Genomic DNA, 20,422 nt, shown 5'->3' on the forward strand with positions numbered 1-20,422 from the left:
CGATTCCAAGGAAGCAACCCGTGACCAGCCCCTCCCGCCACGATCGCCTGCTGCGCGCCCTGCGCCGCGAACCGGTGGACTGCACCCCCGTCTGGCTGATGCGCCAGGCTGGCCGCTACCTGCCCGAATACCGCGCCACCCGCGCCAAGGCCGGCAGCTTCCTGGCCATGGCCAAGAACCCGGAAATCGCCTGCGAAGTCACCCTGCAGCCGCTGCGCCGGTTCGACCTGGACGCGGCGATCCTGTTCTCGGACATCCTGACCATTCCCGATGCGATGGGCCTGGAGCTGTACTTCGTCGAAGGCGAGGGCCCGAAGTTCCGCCACCCGGTCCGCGATACTGCCGCCATCGCCAGGCTGGCGGTGCCGGACATGGAAACCGAGCTGCGCTACGTGATGGATGCGGTGCGCGTGATCCGCCGTGAGCTGGACGGCCGCGTGCCGCTGATCGGTTTCTCCGGCAGCCCGTGGACGCTGGCCTGCTACATGGTCGAAGGCGGCGGCAGCAAGGATTTCGCACGCATCAAGGCCATGGCCCTGAACGAGCCGGCCGCACTGCACCAGCTGCTGTCGGTGGTGACCGATGCGGTGGTTGCCTACCTGGCTGCCCAGCGCGCGGCGGGCGCGCAGGTGCTGCAGGTGTTCGATACCTGGGGCGGCGTGCTCAGCCCGTCCATGTACCGCGAGTTCTCGCTGCGCTACCTGACCCGCATCGCGCGTGAACTGGAGCGCGGCGACGGCGACCAGCGCACCCCGCTGATCCTGTTCGGCAAGGGTACCGGCCTGCACCTGGCCGACCTGGCCGACACCGGCGCCGATGCGCTGGGCGTGGACTGGACCCTGGACCTGGCCGACGCGGCAGCGCGCACCGGCGGCCGCGTGGCGCTGCAGGGCAATCTGGATCCAGCCACGTTGTACGGCAACCCGGAGGCGATCGAACGTGCCGCCGGGCAGGTGCTGGACAGCTACGCGCGCGGCAACGGCGGCTCGCGCGAGGGCCACGTGTTCAACCTCGGCCACGGCATGTCGCCGGACATGAATCCCGAACACGTGCAGGTACTTGTCGAGGCGGTGCACCGGTTGAGCGCGCGCTGACGGCCCGGCATACACACCCCCCGTGCGATCATGTGCACCTCGTTGACGAAGGTGCACACGATGACGACCCCCAGCTACGCCTCGTTCCGGCCCCTGTTGTGGCTGGTGTCGCTGGCGATCTTCATGCAGATGCTGGATTCGACCATCGTCAACACCGCCCTGCCCGCCATGGCCCGCAGCCTGGGTGAAAGCCCACTGCAGATGCAGTCGGTGGTGTTCAGCTACGCGCTGGCGGTGGCAACCTTCATTCCCGCCTCCGGCTGGATCGCCGACCGCTTCGGTACCCGCCGCACGTTCCTGGCGGCGATCATCCTGTTCACCCTCGGTTCGCTCGCCTGCGCGCTGGCGCAAACCCTGCACCAGCTGGTTGCCGCCCGCGTGCTGCAGGGCGTGGGCGGCGCGATGCTGCTGCCGGTCGGGCGCCTGGCGGTGATGCGCTCGGTATCACGCGAACAGTTCCTGCGCGCCATGAGTTTCATCGCCATCCCTGCGCTGGTGGGACCCTTGATCGGCCCCACCCTGGGCGGCTGGCTGGTGGAAGTGGCGTCCTGGCACTGGGTGTTCCTGATCAACCTGCCCATCGGCGTGATCGGCTACGTGGCCGCGCTGAAGATCATGCCCGACCACTACGCCGAACACCGCACCCGCTTCGACATCGCCGGCTACCTCATGCTGGCGTTCGGCATGGTGGTGCTGTCGCTGGCGCTGGATGGGATCTCCGGCATGGCCACCCCGCACGCGCTGGTGATGTTGATGACCGTGGCCGGGCTGGCTGCGCTGGTCGGCTACTGGCTGCACGCGGCCAACTCCACCGCGCCGCTGTTTTCGCTGGCGCTGTTCCACGTGCCCAGCTACCGCATCGGCATCCTCGGCAACCTGTTCTCGCGGATCGGCAGCAGCGCCATGCCGTTGCTGATCCCCCTGCTGCTGCAGGTGGGCATGGGCATGAGCCCGATGAACGCCGGGCTGTTGATGATTCCCGTAGCAGCCGCCGGCATGCTGTCCAAGCGCTACGCGGTCAAGCTGGTGGAACGTTTCGGCTATCGCCGGGTGCTGATGGTCAACACCGTGCTGGTCGGGTTGGCCATGGCCAGTTTCATCTTCATGGTGCCCGGCCAGCCGATGTGGCTGCGCGTGGTGCAGCTGGCGGTGTTCGGCGCAGTCAATTCGTTGCAGTTCACCGTGATGAACACCGTGACCCTGCGTGACCTGGACCGTGATTTCGCCAGCTCGGGCAACAGCCTGCTGTCGATGGTGATGATGCTGGCCACCGGCTTCGGCGCCGCGGCCGCGGGCAGCCTGCTGGCCGCGTTCGAGCACCTGGACACCCTGCACGGCGCCACCGCTGCACTGCACGCTACGTTCGTGTGCGTGGGCGCGATCACGCTCACCTCCACCGTCATCTTCTGGCAGCTGCCGGACGCCCGCCCCTCTCCCCGGGACGTGGAAGAGGTCGCCGAATAGGCGACCCCGGTAGCAGCGGACCGTTGGTCCGATGACATTTTGTGGCCGGCAACACCGGCCATTGCTGTTACCCACGCCCCTCCACCACCACCCGCGCGATCGCCTGCTCCAGCAGGTCACCGGTCACCGGCTTGCGCAGGAAGCCCTGGAAGCCCGCCTCGCGCACCCGCTGTTCGATGCCCGGGTCGGTCCGCGCCGTCACCGCCAGCAACGGCATCGCATAACCCTGGTTGCGCAGGTGCCCGGCCAGCTCCATGCCGCCCAGGCCGGGCAGGTCAAGATCCAGCAGCACCACGTCGAAGGACGCGTCGCTCACTTCGCGCAGCGCTGCCAACGCGTGCGCGGCGTGCACCACCTCGTGCCCGCGCGCGCTCAGCAGGCCGATGATCACGCTGGCCACGGTGTCGTCGTCCTCGACCAGCAGCAGGCGCAGTGGCGGCAGGGGGTGACCCTCGGCAACGCCGGCACTCCCGACCGTGGCGTCGGCCATCTGCAGCGGCAGCGGCAGGGTCACGCTGAAGCGCGTGCCCACGCCCAACTGGCTTTCCACCCCGATCTGGCCCTGCATGGCCAGCGCCAGCTCGCGGCAGATCGCCAGGCCCAGGCCGCTGCCACCGTATTGCGCAGCGGTGCGCGCACCATCGGCCTGCTCGAAGCGCCGGAACAGACGCTGCTGCTGGTCGCTGCTGATGCCGGGCCCGGTGTCGGAGACTTCGAAGTAAAGCCCGCGCGACGGCGCCAGCGCGCGCACCTTCAACCGCACTTCGCCGTTGCTGGTGAACTTCACCGCGTTGCCCAGCAGGTTGAGCAGGATCTGCCGGACGCGCACCGCATCACCCACGCTGCACAGGCCAGCGGCCAGTTCGTTGTCCACCACGAAGCGCAGCCCCTTCTGCTCGGCCAGCGCGGCCATCAGGGTGCATGCATCATCAATGACCCCCTGCAGCGCGAACGGCTGCGCCTGCAACTGCAGCCGCCCCGATTCGATCCGCGCCAGATCCAGCGCGTCGTTCACCAGGTGCAGCAGGTGCTCGCCGGCATGTCGGATCGATTCGGTGTAGCTGCGCTGCTGCGGGTTCAACGGCGAGCCCAGCAGCAGCTCGCTCATGCCCAGCACGCCGGTCATCGGCGTGCGCACTTCATGACCCAGGTTGGCCAGGAAGCGCGTCTTGGCGGCCGATGCCTGTTCGGCCAGTTCCTGCTTGTGCAGGGCCAGCTGGTAAGCATGGCGGCGTTGCACGCGGCGCCGGTACAACCAGGCGAACAGGCTCATGAGCAGCAAGGCGATCGAGGCCATCACCAGCAGCCCCGATACGCTGCGCCACCAGGGCGGCATCACGCGGAACTCCAGTACCTGCACCCGCGACCAGACCAGGTCGGCCGAGCGCGCCTGCACCTCCAGTCGATAGCGCCCGGGCGGCAGTCGCGAGAACACACGTTCGCCGCCCGGCCCCACTTCCACCCAATCCGGATCGTAGCCGGCCAGGCGATAGCGATAGCTGTTGGACGATGAGTCGGCGAAGGACAACAGCCGCGCCACGATGCGAAGGTCGCGGTCGGCGTCGGCGATTTCCAGCGGCGCCAGGTGGGTCAGGTCCAGCACCCGCTCGCCACGGCGCACCTCGACACGTTCAATCACCAGCGGTGCGCGCCGGGTCGCCGGGCGCACCTGGTCCGGATCGAACAGCACCACCCCGGCCGGCGTGCCGCCGACGATGTGGTTGCTGGCCGTGCGCACCAGCGTGCTGCGGCGGAACTCCTGGCTGGGCAGCCCATCGCGCACGCCGTACTGGCGCACGCTGCCCTGGTTGGGATCGACGCGGATCAGGCCACGCGAGCTGGCGGCCCACACGATGTCCTGGGCGTCCACCACCAATCCCGTCGCCGACAGCTGCGGGAAGCCTTCTTCCGGCCCGACCTGGGCCTCTCGCTCGAGGCGCTTCCCGTTCCAGCGGTAGCGGATCAGGCGGCCTTCTTCCGATACCCACATGGAGCCGTCGTCGGCCGACGCCAGGGCATGACTGGCGACAGCTGCCGCGCCGGGCACCGCCTCGAACCGCGCACGTGCCGGCACCCACTGCAGCAGGCCCTGGTTGGTGGCCACCCAGAGATGGTCCTGCGGACCGCACATGAGATCCAGGACCAGCTGTCCGGGCGCAAACCCGCCCGTGCCGGCCGCGATCCGCTGCCGCACGCCGCCGTCCAAGGCGCGCTGCTGCAGCCCGCCGGACGCAGCGCTCCAGACCCCGCCACCGTCGCAGAGCGCCAGCGCATCCACGTCGCCTTCCATGGCGGCATCGGCACCGGCATCGCTGCTCCAGCGTTGCAGGGAGCCGGTACCCGGGTCGTAGCGCAGGAGCGCTTCGTGCGATCCGATCCAGACATGGCCACGCGGGTCTTCCAGCACCGACAACAGCCACTGGGGACCATCCACCCAGGTCCGGTGCTGGTCCACCTTGCCCGTGACCGGATCGAAGCGGTCCAGTGCGCCATGGGTGCCCACGGCCCACACACCGCCATTGGCCGATGCGGCCATGCCCAGCACGTAGCCGTTGCGAAGCGAGGCCGGGTCATCCTCCAGCCGCGACAGCACCGAGAACTGCCACCAGCGCGGCAGCAGATGCCACAGGCCACTGTTGGTACTGGCCAGCCAGATCCCGCCTTCGCGGTCTTCGTACGCGCCGGTCCAGTTGGGCCGCACCTGGCCACGGGCCACCGCGCTGTACAGGGGCACCTGCTGGAAGCGGCCCTGGTAGGCACGCCCGAGACCCGAACGGGTGTCGAGCCAATAACCGCCCTGCTCGTCGCGCAGCATCATGCCCAGTACCTGGTCGCCGGCATCCACCTTCCAGGGCGCCGGGGCGAAGCTGCCGTCTGCCCGGCGAACCACCGTACCGGCATTGGTGCTGATCCACAGGCTGCCATCCAGCTCGGCGGTCAGCCCGTTGACCAGGGGCGTGGGCAGCTTCGACGCGGGCACCCGCTCGAAGTCGCGCCCGGTCCAACGCGCCAGCCCCGCCTTGGTACCGACCCACAGGCTGCCGTCACGGGTGGTGGCCATATGCGTGACCGACGCGGCCGGCAGGCTGCGCCGGTTGCCGGGTTCCGGCATGAAGCGGGTGATCACGCCATTGCGGTCGAGCCGGTGCAGGCCGCCTTCGTAGGTGCCGAACCACAGCGCCCCGTCACCGGTGGAGGCCAGGCTCCAGATCGTATTGCTGCCGATCACCGGGTTGCTGGCACGGTCGAAGAAGCGAAGTTCGCGGCGGTCGGCCGACATCATCGCCAGCCCGGCATTCTCGGTACCGACCCACAACTGGTTGCGCGCATCCACGTGCACGCTCCACACCATGTTGTCGCGAAGACCATCCTCGGCGCGCCAGACCCGGTAATTGCGGCCGTCGAACCGGGCCAGGCCATCGTTGGTGGCCAACCACAGGTAGCCGTACCCGTCTTCGGCCATGCGGTTGACGGTATTGGACGGCAGACCATCGAACACGGTCAGCTGGCGCGGCGTTGGCGGAACCGGCTGCGCTGCCACCAGCCACGGCCACATGTACAGCATCCCGAACAGGAGCAGCCAACGCGTAGGCAACACCAAGCAATCTCCTGGAGCGGGTCGGGATCAACCGATGACGTGCAGATGGGGCCGGACTTGTCGCAGAAAGCCCAAGTCACGGGGTGGATGGTAAACGGTTCGCCGGATGGGAACGAACCGTCAGGGCACGCCCGCCTGCTGCAGTGCCCGGCGCAGCGCCGCGGCCGTGACCGGCTTGGGCAGGAGCCCCGCGCCACCGGCAGCCCGCACCCGCCCGGTCAGGCCGGCGGAGGGTTGCCGGCTCATCGCCAGCACCGGAGCGGACACGTTCCGCCCGGGCAGCAGGCCGATCAGGGTCAACCCATCGATGCCGGACAGGTCCAGGTCCACCAGCACCAGGTCGAACCGGCCCGCCGCCAGTTCGGTCAACCCTGCCAGCGCGTGCGCCGCATGCACCGGCTCCCAGCCCTGCGCGGTCAGCAGTGCACTGACTGCAAGGGCAGCGGCGGCGTCCTCGTCCACCAGCAGCACCCGGCCACGGTGCAGCGGCGCCACCGCCGGCATGGGTATCCCCACCTGCACGTGCCATTGCCTGCCTGCCGTTGCATGCACGCGCAGGGTGCCGCCGAGAGCGCCGGCCAGGCGTTCGGCAGTAGCCAACGCCAGGCGCAGGGACGCGACGGACGGCGTCGGCGCGGCGCTCCCGGCGCCGCGGCCCGGCGGGTACGCAGCGCGCCCGCCGGCGGTGAACCGCCACAGCAGCCCCTCGCGCCCGGGTCGCCAGGCAACCTCCAGCACCACGTGCCCCGCGCCGGTGTGCCGGCCCAGCACGCGCGTGACCGCATCGAGCAGTTGCCCCAGTCGCAGCGCATCGCCGTGCGCGCGTGCGTCGCCCTCCACCTGCAGGCACAAGGCCAGCGCGGTGCCACGGCGGCAGGATGGCAGCAGCTGGCGTGCCAACCATTGCCGGTGGACGGCGCCCACCTCGAAATCGGCCGCCTGCAGGGGCGTACATCCGGCCTCCAGGCGGGCCTCGTCCAATGCGTGGTTGACCCGCTCCAGCAGCGCATGTCCGCTCCGCAGGATCCGCTCCAACGGCTGCCGCTGGGCCGCATGCAGGGGCGATGACAGCAGCAGTTCGGCCATGCCCAGGATCCCCGTGAGCGGTGTGCGCACCTCATGGCCGAGGTTGGCCAGGTAGTGCGATTTGGCCTGCGCCGAGCGCAGCGCCAGCGACAGGCCCTGTGCGGAGACCTGCGCCCGCCGCCCGCGCGCGACACCGCGTACCGCCGCCCATGCCCCGCCGCCGAGCAGCAGCGCGCCCGCCGATATCCGGGCGCCCACCAGCGCCGGGTGGTGCCAGCCGCTGCGCTCCACCTGCAGCAGCAATGAGCGGGTTGATGACCAGCTGCCGTCGGGCAATCGTGCCTGGAACTCCAGGCGGTGCTCGCCGGGTGGCAGTCGCGGGAAACCGCGGGTCCCGCTGCGGCCCACCCGGATCCATTCCCGGTCCAGGCCGCACAGCCGGAACCGGTACTGCTGGCGCGCGTGCATCCCAGCGCCGAGCAAGCGGACGCTGACCTGGATATCCCGATCGTCCGGCTGCAGGTGGAGCACCGCCTTGGAAGGCAGTACCTGCAGCAGTCCGCCACGATGCAGTTGCACACGCTCCACCACCAGCGCCGGCTCCCCCCTGCACGCGGCCAGGCCCACCGGGTCGAACCGCACCCTGCGGCCGTGTGCATCCACGGCCAGCATGGTCGATCCATCGGCCTGCAGCTGTGCATTGAACACGGCATCGGGTACCCCTTCGCTTCGCGTGTACAGCCGCACCTGGCCCTCGCGGGGGCGAAGACGCAGCAGGCCACGCGCGCTGCTGGCCCACAACGCGCCCTGTGCGTCGCTGGCCAGCGACGCCAACCGCAGCGACGGCAGTCCCTGGCGTGCATCAATCTGCACGCCGGGCCGGGCCACGCCGTCCTGGATGAGATAGCGCCGCACCGTACCCGCACTGGCCACCCACAAGGCGCCGTCCTCGGCCAGGTGCAGCGCGCTGACCTCGCCGTCGACACCGACAACGGGATGGAAGCGGCCGTCCGCCCACCGCGTCAGGCCATGACGACCTCCCCACCAGATGCCGTTGCCTGTATCGCAATGCAGGGCCAACGGACCGGGCGGCGGCGCCTGGTCGGCCGCACCCCAGCGCCACTGTCGGGCGCCGGTGCCGCCAGGCAGCTGCCGCTCGATCCCCGTGCCATCCAGACGCCAGCGGCTGCCATCGGCGCAGGCGAGCGCCAGCGGCGGCGCGTCAGGAGCCAGATGCACCCCGTTGATCGCCGGCATTTCCTGCGGCGCCGCATCAAGCGACATGAAGTGCTGCCAGTGCGGGGGCAGCCGCCACACTCCCATGTGCCGCCCCAGCAACCAGAGGCTGCCGTGGCGATCTTCCAGGGCCGTGCGGAACCGGGGCACATCGGCGCTGCCCAACGGTGCGATGCCCGCCCCGGGCAGCTGACCGCCTCCGCTCTTCCACACCCGGGCGTCCTCGCCCAGCCACGGTCCGCCGCTGCGCGACGCGCCCAGCGCGCGCGTTCCCACCGGTGCATCCACCGGTTCCAGCCGCCCCTCGTCCGAGGCGCGCCACGGGCCTGCCGCGCCGGCTACCCACAGCCGCTGCCCGGCATCCACCAGCAGCGCGCTGACCGGCGCAGTGGCCAGCATCGTGGGCGGCGGCAGGAAGCGACCGTTCCTCCAGCGGGCCAGGCCGCGCGGCGTTCCCACCCAGAGCGTGCCGTCGGCCGCCAACGCCAGGTGGTCGACGCGACGGTCCGGCAGGCCGTCCGCGTTCACGGTGGGCAGGTATTGACGCAGCCGGTGGCCCGGGTCCAGCCGGAACAGACCCGCGTCGCGCGTACCGAACCACACCACGCCCTCCGGCGTTGGCAGCACGGCACCGATCGCCACGCCCGCCAGGGCCGGAAAACGCGCGCTGTCGAAGCGCTCGATGTGGCTGCGGTCGGCCGACAGGCGCATGAGGTGGCCCTGCCCCGTCCCGATCCACAACCGGTCCTGCGCATCCGCCGCCATCGACAGCAACTGGTTGTCGGCCAACCCCTGCTCCATCCGCCAGATCCGGAAGCGCTGGCCATCGAAGCGGGCCAAGCCATCATCGGTGGCGAACCACAGGTAGCCGTCGCGGTCTTCCACCATCTGGTGCACCGCGTTGGACGGCAACCCGTCGGCGGTGGTGAAGCGCAGCGCCATGGGGGGCGCCGCGCGTACCGATGACGCAAGCAGCAGCAGCGCCAGCAGCAGGCCCTGCAGGGGGCCGATCATGCGCCCGTCACCGCGGCAGCCAACCGCGCCCCGGTCACCGGCAGGCGCAGGAAACCATCGAACCCGCCCGCGCGTGCATCGCGCTCGGCGCAGGCATCGGCGCGTGGCGTAAGCGCCACGCGCCGCACCCCCGGCCACAACCAGGGCAGGCGTGCACTCAGCCGCCCGCCCGCCACCACCATGTCCGGATCAGCCGCGATGAGATCCCAGGGCCCGGGATCGACGTCGCGTACCCACGCGTCTGCATTCTCGACCGCCACCACCCGGTGGCCCTGGGAACGCAGCAGCGCACACACCACCTCGACAGCGTCCGGTTCGGTCGCCGGCAGCAGCACCATCACACGCAAGGCGCGCGATGGCACGGCAGCGCACGCGGTGCGGCGCGGCGCGGCGGGCGCCGCGGCGGGTGCAAGCGCCGGCCACGGCAGTGTCAACTCGAACTGGGTGCCACGCCCGCGCTGGCTGTCGACGTCCAGGCGTCCGCCCATGGCATGTGCCAGGTCCCGGCTGATGGCCAGTCCCAGCCCGCTGCCGCCAGGGTGGGCGGCGGTGTCTGCCGTTTCGACCTGGCTGAAGCGCTGGAACAGCCGCCGCACCTGCGCCGGGCTCATCCCCGGGCCGGTGTCGGACACACACAGCACCAGCCCGCGATCCTCCGGCCCGGTGCGTGCGCTCAGGCTGACCTGCCCATGCGCGGTGAACTTGAGGGCGTTGCCCAGCAGGTTCAGCAGAATCTGGCGCAGGCGCTGCACGTCGCCGTGGAAGCAGGCGCCCGCTGGCAACGTGCTGGTCCAATGCAGCAGCAATGCCTTGCGCCGCGCCACCGGCAGCAGCAGCGCATGCAGCTCACGCATGACCTCCACCAGCACGAAGGGCGCTGGGTGCAGCCGCAGGCGGCCTGATTCGATACCGGCCAGGTCCAGCGCATCGTCCATCAACTGCAGCAGGTGGTGCCCCGCCTGCTGCAGGCTGCCGACCTGCTCGCGCTGCACGCCCGACAACGGCGACTGCAGCAGCAGCTCGCTCCAGCCGAGTACCGGCGTCAACGGCGCACGCACCCGGCGGCCCAGTTCGGCCAGGAAGCGGGTGCGCTGCATCGAATCCTGCTCCGCCCGCAGGCGGTGCGCACGCGCCTGGCGCCGCTGCGCGCGTCGCCGCTGCCGGCGGTAGTGCAGCCGCGCTCCCCCCATCAGCGCTGCGCAGATCGCGGCAGCCAGGGCGACACGACCGGTTGTTGTTTCCCACCACCGGGGCACCACGCGCAACGGCAGCTGACGCACCGCCGACCACGGCCCCCCGGCGTGCCGCGCCTTCACCAGCAGGGAGTGCTCACCGACCGGCAGGCGGGTGAAAAGGCGCTGCGCCACGGGGCCGGTGTCGACCCATGCCGGGTCGTGTCCCAGCAGGCGGAAGTGGTACTGGATGCGATCAGGATCGCCACGACCGAGCAGGTTCACCGCGACCCGCACGTGGCGGTCCCCGGTGCCCAGGATCACCGGCGGTGCGGCGATCGGCACCTGGATCACCCGTCCATGCCGACGACGGCTCATTGCATCGAGCACCAGAACCGGCACCGTTGCCGGGGCGCGAAGCGCGCGCGGGTCGAACGCCAGCAGTCCGCCTTCGCGCACGCCTGCCACCAACGCGCCCGAGCCCAACCGAAGCAGCCGCTGCGGAAGCACCTCCTGCACGGGCAGGCCCTGTGCGGTGTCCAGCACCCCCACCTCACCCGCGTGCGGATCCACCCGCAGCACGCCGCGCGCGGCCCCGGCCCACGCCACGCCATCGGCGCCCACCACCAGCGCGTTGGCACGCAGTTGCGGGTACCCCTCGGCGGCGCCAACGCGACGTTCTCGATGCAACCGTCCCTGCGCCAGACGGTACTGCTCCAGGAAGCCCAGGCGGCTGACCCACAGCGTGCCATCGTCGGCTTCGGCGATGGCCGACACGGTCCCGTCGCCATCGCCCGGGACCGGCTCGAAGCGCTCGCGTGCAACAGACCAGCGCATCACGCCTTGCGGATCGGTGGCCCATACCTCGCCATCACGCGTGCACAACAGCTGCCGTAGCAGAACGTCCTGCCTAAGCCCCACCTGCTGCGGTGCCGCACTGTGCAGCCGCTTGCCGTCCGTCGACCACCGTTGGATCGCTCCAGGGTGCGCGAGCCAGACATCGCCGTTCGCGCATATCTGCAGGTGGATGGGCCCTTGGTCCGTGCCCAATCCGAGCCCCCAGTCGCGTTGGCTGCGCCGCTGCGGGTCATGGCGCAGCAACCGGTCGGCACTGGCGACCCAGACCCGTCCCTGGGCATCTTCGGCCACGCCCACCGGGAGCGCGCTGACGCCGGCATGTGGGAACCGGAGCACGTCACGGCCGCGTCCGGTACGCAGGTCAAGGCGCTGCAGGTGCCCGCGACTGCCCGCAACCCACGCGTGGTGCGTTCCCGATGCGGCCAGGCCCAGTGCGTAGTGACTGCCGTTTCCCGACCCGCTGTCGGCGGTGGCGGGCAAGGCCGTGAACTGCCGCCAGCGGGCCGACAACCACCATACGCCGTGCTGCTCACTTACCCACCACAGGTCACCGTTGCGGTCTTCCAGCGCCTGGCGGATCACCACCGGCCCCGGCGCGGCGCCTGGCGCGGGTTGCAGCGTCCACGGCAGGCTGGCGCCGGCTTCCTGCCGCAGCAGCGCCGCGCCCTGTTGCTGCCAGAGCACGCCGTCCGCACTGCGCAGCACGCTGCGTGCGCGGAGCGGCCGAATGTAGGCACCTGCTGCGCTATCCGTTGCCCAGGTGCCATGCGCCGAGGTGACTTCAATTCCCCCGCGTGGATCGGCCCAGAGCGAACGGATCGGCGCTGCGGATCCGGCCGGCAACGCCATCCGGGCCAGCCGTGTGCCATCCCATCGCCAAAGCGATGCGGCCTGGGCCACCCACAACGCACCTGCGCTGTCGCGCGCGAGTGCCATGACCAGGCCACCCTCCTGCGGCAGCGGCTGCAACGCCCACTGCGCGTCGCGTGGTGCCCGCCGATAGAGCCGATGGTCGCTTCCAATGGCCCAGATCCGGCCGTCGCCGCTGCTGTGCACCTGGCGCAGCAGCCCCTGGCGCAGCGCTGACGGGGCAGATGCGGGCAGCCGCTGGAACCCACTACGATCAGCGCCCATCATGATCAGCCCCGCACTGGCCGTTCCCACCCAGAGCCGGTCGAGGGCATCCACGTGGAGCGTGCGCAGGTCGACATCCGGCAAGCCATCCTCGAGGCGCCACAGCCGGTACCGCTGGCCGTCGAAGCGCATCAGGCCGTCGCTGCCCGCCAGCCACAGGTAGCCGGAAGCGTCTTCAGCGATTTCGCGAACGTTGGGGTCGTGCAGGCCGTCGGCCATGCCGAGCAGGCGCGGCGATGGCACATGTACGACACCCGCATGGCCTGCTGCCGGCCACATCAGCAGCAGGGCCAGGAGCAAGGCTACGGGCTGCCCGCGCAGGGCCTCTCGCGGAGGCGTCACCGTCTACCGCACCATCATCGTTCTCATTGCGGCCACGGTAGGGCGATCGCGGCCAGCGCGCACCCGCGTTCCCGTAAAAACGTCACAAAGCAGTGAATCAATTTTTGAATTGAATTTGCCGATTTCTGATACGCAGCCTATGGAGAGGCCACCATCCCGGGCGGGCTGCGGCGGGTGGCACACGCCTGCGCGATCGCGGCCACCAGCAGGTCGCCGGTCACCGGCTTGCGCAGGAAGCCATCGAACCCGGCCGCGAGGACCTGCTGTTCGGCATAGGCATCCGAGCGCGCCGTCACCGCGATCAGCGGCAGCGCGTAGCCCATGGCGCGCAGCTGCCCGGCGATGGCGATGCCATCCAGCGCGGGCAGGTCCAGGTCAAGCAGGCCGATGTCGAAACGTCCGGCAGCCACTTCCGACAACGCCGCCAACCCGTGCAGGGCATGCACCACCGTGTGTCCGCGGGCCTGCAGCAGCCCGGCAATGACGTCGGCTACGGTGGCATCGTCTTCCACCAGCAGGATCCGCAACGGTGGCAGGGCAATCGGCGCGCCATGCAGCGGCGCATCCGCAGCGGGCCGCTGGCGCACGGTCCACGGCAACGGCAGGTGCACGATGAAGCGGGCCCCCTGTCCGGGCGCGGAGTCGATGGCGATGCGTCCGCCCATCGCCACGGCCAGTTCCTGGCAGATCGCCAGGCCCAGGCCACTGCCGCCATAGCGGGACGCCGTCCGCGGGCCGTCCGCCTGTTCGAAACGGTGGAACAGGCGCTGCTGCTGGTCCTGGTTGATGCCTGGCCCGGTGTCGGTGACCTCCAGCTCGATACCGCTCCCGCCCGGCACCAGCTCGATGCCCAGACCGACATGGCCGTGTTCGGTGAACTTGATCGCATTGCCCAGCAGGTTCATCAGGATCTGGCGCACGCGCATCTCGTCGCCACTGACCTGCACCGGGCCGGGCAGGTTGAAGCTGCGCTCGAAGGCCAGCCCGCGATGATGTGCCATCGGTTCCATGAGCGTTTCGACCTGGGCCAGCATCGACATCAGGTCAAACGGCCGGATGTCCAATTCCAGCCGCCCCGCTTCGATCCGGGCCAGATCCAGCGCGTCATTGACCAGCCGCAGCAGATGGGTACCGGCGTGCTGGATGGACGCGGCGTAGCCGCGCTGCAGCTCGTCCAGTGGCGTGGCCAGCAGCAGTTCGCTCATGCCCAGCACACCGGTCATGGGGGTACGCACCTCATGGCCGAGCGTGGCAAGGAACCGGCTCTTGGCCTGCGACGCCTGTTCGGCGATCTGCTGCTTGTGCACGGTCAGATGCCATTGCTGGCGGCGGCGCAGACGGGCGCGGGCAAACGCCGCCACGGCGGCCACCAGCAGCAGCCACAGCACCACGTAGCCCAGCACGGCCCAGCTGCTGCGCCACCACGGTGGCTGTACCTGCACGGTGATCGTGCGTGACGGGGTCCATTCCCCATGCGGGGGAGCGGCCTGCACGTCGATGGCGTACTGGCCTGGCGGCAACCGTGACAGCAGGCGTTCGCCATCTGCGTTCTGCATCACCCAGTTCTGGTCATAGCCGGACACGCGGTAGCGGTAGCGGTTGCCCATCGGGCTGGCATAGGACAGCAGGCGCGCCGAGATGATCAGATCGCGATCGCCCGGACCCAGCACCAGCGGCGCGTTGACCGGCAGCGACTGCTGGCCTTCGGCATCGTCGCGGCGTACCTGGATATTGTCGATGACCAGTTGCGAAGGCGGCAGCGGCGTGTCTGCTGCATCCGGGTCGAAACCCACCAACCCGGTCGCGGTGACGGCCAGCACCCGGCCGTCGGCACCGACCACGGGTGGGCGTCCGCTGAATTCCCGATCCGGCAGCCCGTCCTTCTCGCCGTACAGCCGCAGCCGACGTTCGCGGGAATGCCAGCACACCAGGCCACGCGTGGTGGTGGCCCACACCTGGCCGTTACGGCCAAGCGCGATACCCCCCATCGACACCGGCGGCATTCCCTGCGCGGCACCGACCCGTTCCCGCAGCGTCATGCTGAGCCCGTCCCACCGGTAGCGCTCCAGTGCGCCACTGCGCGCCATCCAGACCTCATCGGCGCTGACCCAAGCCATGTCGAAGAGGTTGCCGGGCGGAATGCCGGGCACGCGTTCAAAGCGGTCCTTCTGCCACCGCAGCAGCCCCATCTCGCCTGTTTCGCCCATGTCGCCCATGATCCACAGCCCGCCGCGCGGATCGAACAGCATCTGCTCCACCGGCACATCGACCAAGCCGCGGCCGTCACCGATGCGGATGTCGTCGAGCAGCTTGCCCTGCGCATCGCGGCGCTGCACGCCGTAGTTGGTGATCGACATCCACAGATCACCGTTGGGCGCTTCGCGGATCAGCTCAATGCGTTGGCGCACATCCGCGCCGCCTCCGATCTTCCACTCGCGCAGCTGTCCGGTCTTTGGCTGGAACAGCCCCAGCCTTCCGGCCCGACCGAGCCAGAGCGCACCATCGGCGCGCGGCAACACCGACCTGACCGCTCCCACGCCGATCTGCTTCTCAGTGGCTATCTGGTGCAGGCTTCCGCCCGCATCCAGCCGGTACACCCCATGCGCCCCGGCGACGTAATAGTCGTTGCCTGCCGCAGCTGCCCCGAGCAGGTACGCACTGTCCAGGGGTTTTCCATCGAGCTGGTACCAGGTGGAGAAACGCTTCCAGTCCGGAGGGAGGTAGGCCAGCCCCTGGGTCAGCATGGCCACCCACAGTCCCCCCTCGTGGTCCTGCAGCATGTCCAGCACGCCGCTGCGTTCGGTCAGGAATCCGCTGCCGCCATCGCCGGCCAGCAGGCGCAGCTGGGCATCATCGCCGCGATACAGGCCGTCGGCCGTGCCCAGCCAGTAGCCGCCATTGCGATCATGCAGGACCGAGGCGGCACGCACATCGGCGCCCACCTTCCACGGTGCCGGGCGCGCGTCGCCATCGGGACTGATCCGGAACAGCCCGCCCTCGGTACCGGCCCACACCGTGCCATCGGGGTCGCGGGTCAACCGGAACACGCTTTTGCCGCCCAGCACCGCCGGCGCGATCCGGGTGAAGCCGCGGCCGTCCCAGCGCGCCACGCCACTGCCGGTACCCACCCAGACATGGCCTGCAGGATCGGACAGCAGGCTGTAGATGGTGTCGTCAGGAAGCGCTGCCGGATCGGCCGCGTTGGCCTGGTAGCGGACCAGCGTCCCGTCCTCTTCCCGCCGGCAGATGCCATGGCGGTTGGTGCCGATCCACAAGGCCTTGCCCGCATACGCCAGCGACCAGAACTGCCCCTCGCAATGCTGGTCGAGGTCTGGGAACCGCTCGAAGCGTTCGCGGCCAGGCCCGAGCATGCTCAGGCCAACGCCGTTGCTGCCCACCCAGACCCGATCCAGCGGGTCGACCAGCAGCGTCTCGATCTCGTTGCCCGGCAGCGAGCCGGGATCGTCGGGTTCATTGCGCCAGACCCGCAGGCCAACGCCGTCGATGCGGGCCAGGCCATCATCGGTGGCGGCCCAGATGTAGCCCTGACGGTCCTGCGCCAGGGCAAGCACCATGCGCGAGGGCATGCCTTCGGCGGCGCCGAGGCGGCGCATGCGCGGTGTCTCTGCCGATGTCCCTGCGGCCCACAACGCCGACGGCACCGCATACAACGCCAGTGCCAGCAGCACGATGCCTGCCCGCCAACCGCGCGCGCTCAACGCCATCGAGTTCTCCCTGTTGCCCGGGATTGTCACACAGTGCGCTGCACAACGCCCCGGTCGCGCGCTGCGGGGCGCACCACGATCTGTTGCAGCCATGGTGCTGCCAGGCATCACGGAGCAGCGCGTATGATCGGCCCAGCCCTGAACGGAGCCGGCCGTGACCAAGCGCCTGACCCTTGCCCTGCTGTTGTGTACCGCCCCCTGGGCGGCGAGCGCCGCGCCCGATACCTACCGCCTCGACCCGGTGCATACACGGGTGCTGTTCGCGGTGGAGCACGCCGGTTTCTCGCAGGCACTGGGCACCGTCTCGGGCAGCGAAGGCGTGCTTGCCTTCGATCCCGACGACTGGAGCAGCGCCACGCTCACGGTCAGCGTGCCGCTGCAACGCCTGGATCTTGGCGATGACAAATGGAACAAGGCCGCGCTGGCGCGCAACCTGCTCGATGCCGAGCGCCATCCCGAGGCCCGGTTCGTTTCCACCCGCGTCGAACCCGTCGATGCCACCCATGCGCGGGTGATCGGTGAGCTGACCCTGCGCGGGGTCAGCCACGAGGTCGCGCTTGATGTCACGCTCAACGCGGTCAAGCGCCACCCGATGCCGCCATTCCGCCGTACTGCCGGGTTCTCAGCCACCGCCACCCTGAGCCGAAGCGCGTTCGGGGTGGATGCGTGGCCGTCGATGATCGGCGACCAGGTCCAGCTGCGCATCGAAGCCGAAGCCCTTCGCGACCGCAGTGCCACCGATCCGCAGGACACACCGTCCGTCGACCCGCCGGGAACTCCGGAACCGATGGACGACTCCGACACTCCCTCTACTTCGCCAGCCCGGAAGCGCTCGCCATGACGACCCGAAACACCCGTGACCGCTGGGGCAGTGTCAGCCAGGGACTGCACTGGCTGATCGCCCTGCTCATCCTCCTGCTCGGCATCGTCGGCCTGACCATGGGCGAACTGCCACGCACCCCGAAGTATTTCTGGGTCTACACCGCGCACAAATCGCTGGGCATCACCGTGCTGGCCCTGGTGGCGCTGCGCCTGGGCTGGCGCCTGTATGCCGGCGCGCCCGAACCGGTACCCGGCACCCCGACCTGGCAGGAACGCACCGCCTCGGCCACCCACTGGTTGCTGTACGTGCTGATGTTCGCGCTGCCGTTGTCGGGCTGGGTCTACGATTCGGCCAGTGGCCTGCGGCCGTTCCGCTGGTTCGGGCTGGTCGACGTGCCCAAGCTGGTCGCGCCCAACCCGGGCGCGCGCGATATTTCCCATGCCATCCATGAGTGGGGCTTCTGGGTGCTGATCGCCGTGGTGGTCGCCCATGCCGGCGCTGCCTTGTACCACCACCTTTTCCAACGCGATGCCACGCTTGCGCGCATGCTGCCGCAGGGCTGGCTCGCCTCCCCCCAGAAGGACTGACGATGAACATCAAGCTCACCTCCCCCGCCGCCGTGGCTGCCGCGCTGGCCGGCCTGATGGCCACCGCCCCGGTGCTGGCCGCCGACTACGTGCAGGTTGCCAACAATGGCTCCACGTTGGTTTTTGCCACCAAATATGACGGTGAAGTGTTCACGGGAAGCTTCCCCGGCTTCTCGACCAAGGTCAGCTTCGATCCGGTCGACCCCGCCGCCGGCACGCTGGACGTGACCATTCCACTGGCCGGCGCAACGTCCGGCAACAGCGAACGCGATTCGACGCTGCAGGGTGCGGAATTCTTCAATGTGGCCAAGTTCGCCACAGCCCGATACACCGCCAAAGGCTTCACCAAGAGCGGTGACAAGTACGTGGCCAATGGCACGCTGGAACTGCGCGGGGTGAGCAAGCCAGTTACCTTCACTTTCGAATGGAAGCCCGGTCCCAACCCGGTGCTGACCGGCAAGGCCACGGTCAAGCGCCTGGACTTCGGCGTGGGCGGCGGTGACGACTGGAAAGACACCAAGAACATCCCGGACGACACCGCGATCAGCACCGTCGTCAAGCTGCAGGCGAAGTAATCCCTCCCGTGGCGCCGGCCAACGGCCGGCGCTACCGGTGCCCGCTCATCCACGCCGACAGGGTGGACGCATCGAAGGGCCAGTCCAGCTCACGCCCCAGCCCATCGCGCAGCACCGGCACGCGGCTGCCATAGCGGGCCTCCAGGGCCGCCTCATCATCGATGAACACACTGTCGAGCCCGGGGACCCGGGCCTGGGCCAGGACCGCAAGGGCCAGGTCGCAGAGGTGGCAGTCGTCGCGCTGGTACAGGATGAACATAAGGTCGATATGTTGCGTTGCAGCCAGGGTGGCGGGCGCGGACAGCATAGAATAGTGCTCCATCCGATACCCGCAGTTTGGCAATCATGGCTGTCAGCACGTTCGACGTTTTCAAGATCGGCATTGGCCCGAGCTCCTCGCACACCGTAGGACCGATGAAGGCCGCCGAACGCTTCGTGCACCGCTGGCTGCTGGACCCGGGCTGCCTGCAGGACGTGGTGCGCATCCGCGCCGACGTGTATGGCTCGCTGGCGTTGACCGGCCGCGGCCATGGCACTGACAAGGCCGTGCTGCTGGGCCTGGAAGGCCAGCGACCGAACCTGATCGATCCGGACATCATTCCCGGCACGCTCGAGCGGATCCGCAGCAGCAAGCGCATCCGGTTGATGGGCACCCATGAGATCGCCTTCGACGAGAAGCGCGACCTGGGTCTGAACAAGCGCCAGAAGCTGCCCTACCACACCAATGGCATGCGCTTCACCGCGTACGACGCGCAGGACCAGGTGATCGCCACGCGCGACTACTACTCGGTGGGCGGTGGCTTCGTGGTCAACCAGGACGACGCGGCCGATGACCGCATCGTGCCCGATGAAACCCCGCTGCCCTACCCGTTCAAGAGCGGCGACGAGCTGCTGGCGCAGACCGCACGTAGTGGGCTGAGCATTGCCCAGCTGATGTTCGAGAACGAGAAGTGCTGGCGCAGCGAAGACGAGATCCGCGACCAGCTGCGCGAGATCTGGGACGCGATGCAGCAATGCTGCGCCCGGGGCATCCGCCAGGAAGGCACCCTGCCCGGTGGCCTGCATGTGTCGCGCCGCGCCCCGGCGCTGTACCGCGAGCTTTCATCCAAGCCCGAAGCGGCCATGCGCGACCCGCTCACCACGCTGGACTGGGTCAACCTGTACGCGCTGGCGGTCAACGAAGAGAACGCAGCCGGTGGCCGCGTTGTCACCGCGCCGACCAATGGTGCGGCCGGCGTGCTGCCGGCGGTGCTGCATTATTTCGACCGCTTCTGCCCCGGCGCCAATGAACAGCGCGTGTTCGATTTCCTGCTCACCTCGGCCGCGATCGGCATCCTGTACAAGGAAAACGCCTCGATTTCCGGTGCCGAAGTCGGCTGCCAGGGCGAAGTGGGCGTGGCCTGCTCGATGGCCGCCGGCGGCCTGGTCGCCGCGCTGGGCGGCAATCCCAGCCAGATCGAGAACGCCGCCGAAATCGGCATGGAACACAACCTGGGCCTGACCTGCGACCCGATCGGCGGGCTGGTGCAGATCCCCTGCATCGAGCGCAATGCGATGGGCGCGGTGAAGGCGATCAACGCCTCGCGCATGGCCATGCGCGGCGACGGCAAGCACAAGGTGTCGCTGGACAAGGTGATCAAGACCATGCGCGATACCGGCCGCGACATGCAGGACAAATACAAGGAAACCAGCCGCGGCGGGCTCGCGGTCAACGTCATCGAGTGCTGATCGGAGACGCGCGGGCGGTTATCCTCGGGGTTCCCCCACTGGAGAC

General features: G+C 69.4%; 11 protein-coding genes. 6 read left to right on the forward strand and 5 right to left on the reverse strand.

The features are described from left to right. Positions 1-20: 20 nt before the first annotated feature. Together hemE and mdtD are read left to right on the forward strand one after the other, a co-directional pair. Complete coding sequence (hemE, locus tag ACQG3P_RS07890; protein ID WP_093532843.1) at positions 21-1,094, forward strand: uroporphyrinogen decarboxylase; 1,074 nt, start codon at positions 21-23, stop codon at positions 1,092-1,094. 60 nt (positions 1,095-1,154) lie between these two features. Then, positions 1,155-2,558, forward strand: a complete 1,404-nt coding sequence (mdtD, locus tag ACQG3P_RS07895) for a multidrug transporter subunit MdtD (RefSeq protein ID WP_093532867.1) — start codon at positions 1,155-1,157, stop codon at positions 2,556-2,558. 67 nt (positions 2,559-2,625) lie between these two features. On the opposite strand, the gene ACQG3P_RS07900 is transcribed toward mdtD, so the two are convergent. The 4 genes from ACQG3P_RS07900 to ACQG3P_RS07915 all read right to left on the reverse strand — a co-directional run bounded on the left by ACQG3P_RS07900 (position 2,626) and on the right by ACQG3P_RS07915 (position 16,663). Next, positions 2,626-6,123, reverse strand: coding sequence for a two-component regulator propeller domain-containing protein (locus ACQG3P_RS07900; protein WP_426804735.1), 3,498 nt, complete (start codon positions 6,121-6,123; stop codon positions 2,626-2,628). Between the two features lie 153 nt (positions 6,124-6,276). Further along, positions 6,277-9,432, reverse strand: a complete 3,156-nt coding sequence (locus ACQG3P_RS07905; RefSeq protein ID WP_426804708.1) for a hybrid sensor histidine kinase/response regulator — start codon at positions 9,430-9,432, stop codon at positions 6,277-6,279. Beyond that, positions 9,429-12,938 carry an ATP-binding protein gene (locus ACQG3P_RS07910; protein WP_426804709.1) on the reverse strand — a complete coding sequence of 1,170 codons (3,510 nt, stop codon included), beginning with the start codon at positions 12,936-12,938 and terminating at the stop codon, positions 9,429-9,431. The genes ACQG3P_RS07905 and ACQG3P_RS07910 overlap by 4 nt, the downstream gene beginning before the upstream one ends. A gap of 137 nt (positions 12,939-13,075) precedes the next feature. After that, positions 13,076-16,663: an ATP-binding protein gene (locus ACQG3P_RS07915; protein WP_426804710.1), complete on the reverse strand. Its 3,588-nt coding sequence runs from the start codon at positions 16,661-16,663 to the stop codon at positions 13,076-13,078. A gap of 154 nt (positions 16,664-16,817) precedes the next feature. Between ACQG3P_RS07915 and ACQG3P_RS07920 the strand changes: the two genes are divergently transcribed. The 3 genes from ACQG3P_RS07920 to ACQG3P_RS07930 are packed head-to-tail and all read left to right on the forward strand — an operon-like array spanning position 16,818 to position 18,648. Continuing rightward, the gene (locus ACQG3P_RS07920; RefSeq protein ID WP_426804711.1) at positions 16,818-17,504 is read left to right on the forward strand and encodes a YceI family protein; all 687 of its coding nucleotides are present in this window, start codon (positions 16,818-16,820) and stop codon (positions 17,502-17,504) included. Further along, positions 17,501-18,073, forward strand: coding sequence for a cytochrome b (locus ACQG3P_RS07925; protein WP_426804712.1), 573 nt, complete (start codon positions 17,501-17,503; stop codon positions 18,071-18,073). The genes ACQG3P_RS07920 and ACQG3P_RS07925 overlap by 4 nt, the downstream gene beginning before the upstream one ends. A 2-nt stretch (positions 18,074-18,075) precedes the next feature. Next, positions 18,076-18,648, forward strand: coding sequence for a YceI family protein (locus tag ACQG3P_RS07930; RefSeq protein WP_426804713.1), 573 nt, complete (start codon positions 18,076-18,078; stop codon positions 18,646-18,648). 31 nt (positions 18,649-18,679) lie between these two features. Here ACQG3P_RS07930 and ACQG3P_RS07935 read toward each other — a convergent pair whose 3' ends face one another. Continuing rightward, positions 18,680-18,907, reverse strand: a complete 228-nt coding sequence (locus ACQG3P_RS07935; protein WP_426804736.1) for a glutaredoxin family protein — start codon at positions 18,905-18,907, stop codon at positions 18,680-18,682. 86 nt (positions 18,908-18,993) lie between these two features. Here ACQG3P_RS07935 and ACQG3P_RS07940 point away from each other — a divergent pair, with 86 nt between their 5' ends. Beyond that, complete coding sequence (locus ACQG3P_RS07940) at positions 18,994-20,376, forward strand: L-serine ammonia-lyase (RefSeq protein WP_068853685.1); 1,383 nt, start codon at positions 18,994-18,996, stop codon at positions 20,374-20,376. Positions 20,377-20,422: the final 46 nt, after the last annotated feature.

It is taken from the genome of Stenotrophomonas sp. SrG (assembly GCF_050031795.1).
GTDB lineage: Bacteria > Pseudomonadota > Gammaproteobacteria > Xanthomonadales > Xanthomonadaceae > Stenotrophomonas > Stenotrophomonas rhizophila_A.

Bases quoted from the DNA above. Each gene is read 5' to 3' on its own strand.
- mdtD (WP_093532867.1), top strand. From the start codon at position 1,155: ATGACGACCCCCAGCTACGCCTCGTTCCGGCCCCTGTTGTGGCTGGTG.
- ACQG3P_RS07900 (WP_426804735.1), bottom strand. From the start codon at position 6,123: ATGCTGTACATGTGGCCGTGGCTGGTGGCAGCGCAGCCGGTTCCGCCA.
- ACQG3P_RS07905 (WP_426804708.1), bottom strand. From the start codon at position 9,432: ATGATCGGCCCCCTGCAGGGCCTGCTGCTGGCGCTGCTGCTGCTTGCG.
- ACQG3P_RS07915 (WP_426804710.1), bottom strand. From the start codon at position 16,663: ATGGCGTTGAGCGCGCGCGGTTGGCGGGCAGGCATCGTGCTGCTGGCA.
- ACQG3P_RS07925 (WP_426804712.1), top strand. From the start codon at position 17,501: ATGACGACCCGAAACACCCGTGACCGCTGGGGCAGTGTCAGCCAGGGA.
- ACQG3P_RS07930 (WP_426804713.1), top strand. From the start codon at position 18,076: ATGAACATCAAGCTCACCTCCCCCGCCGCCGTGGCTGCCGCGCTGGCC.
- ACQG3P_RS07935 (WP_426804736.1), bottom strand. From the start codon at position 18,907: ATGTTCATCCTGTACCAGCGCGACGACTGCCACCTCTGCGACCTGGCC.
- ACQG3P_RS07940 (WP_068853685.1), top strand. From the start codon at position 18,994: ATGGCTGTCAGCACGTTCGACGTTTTCAAGATCGGCATTGGCCCGAGC.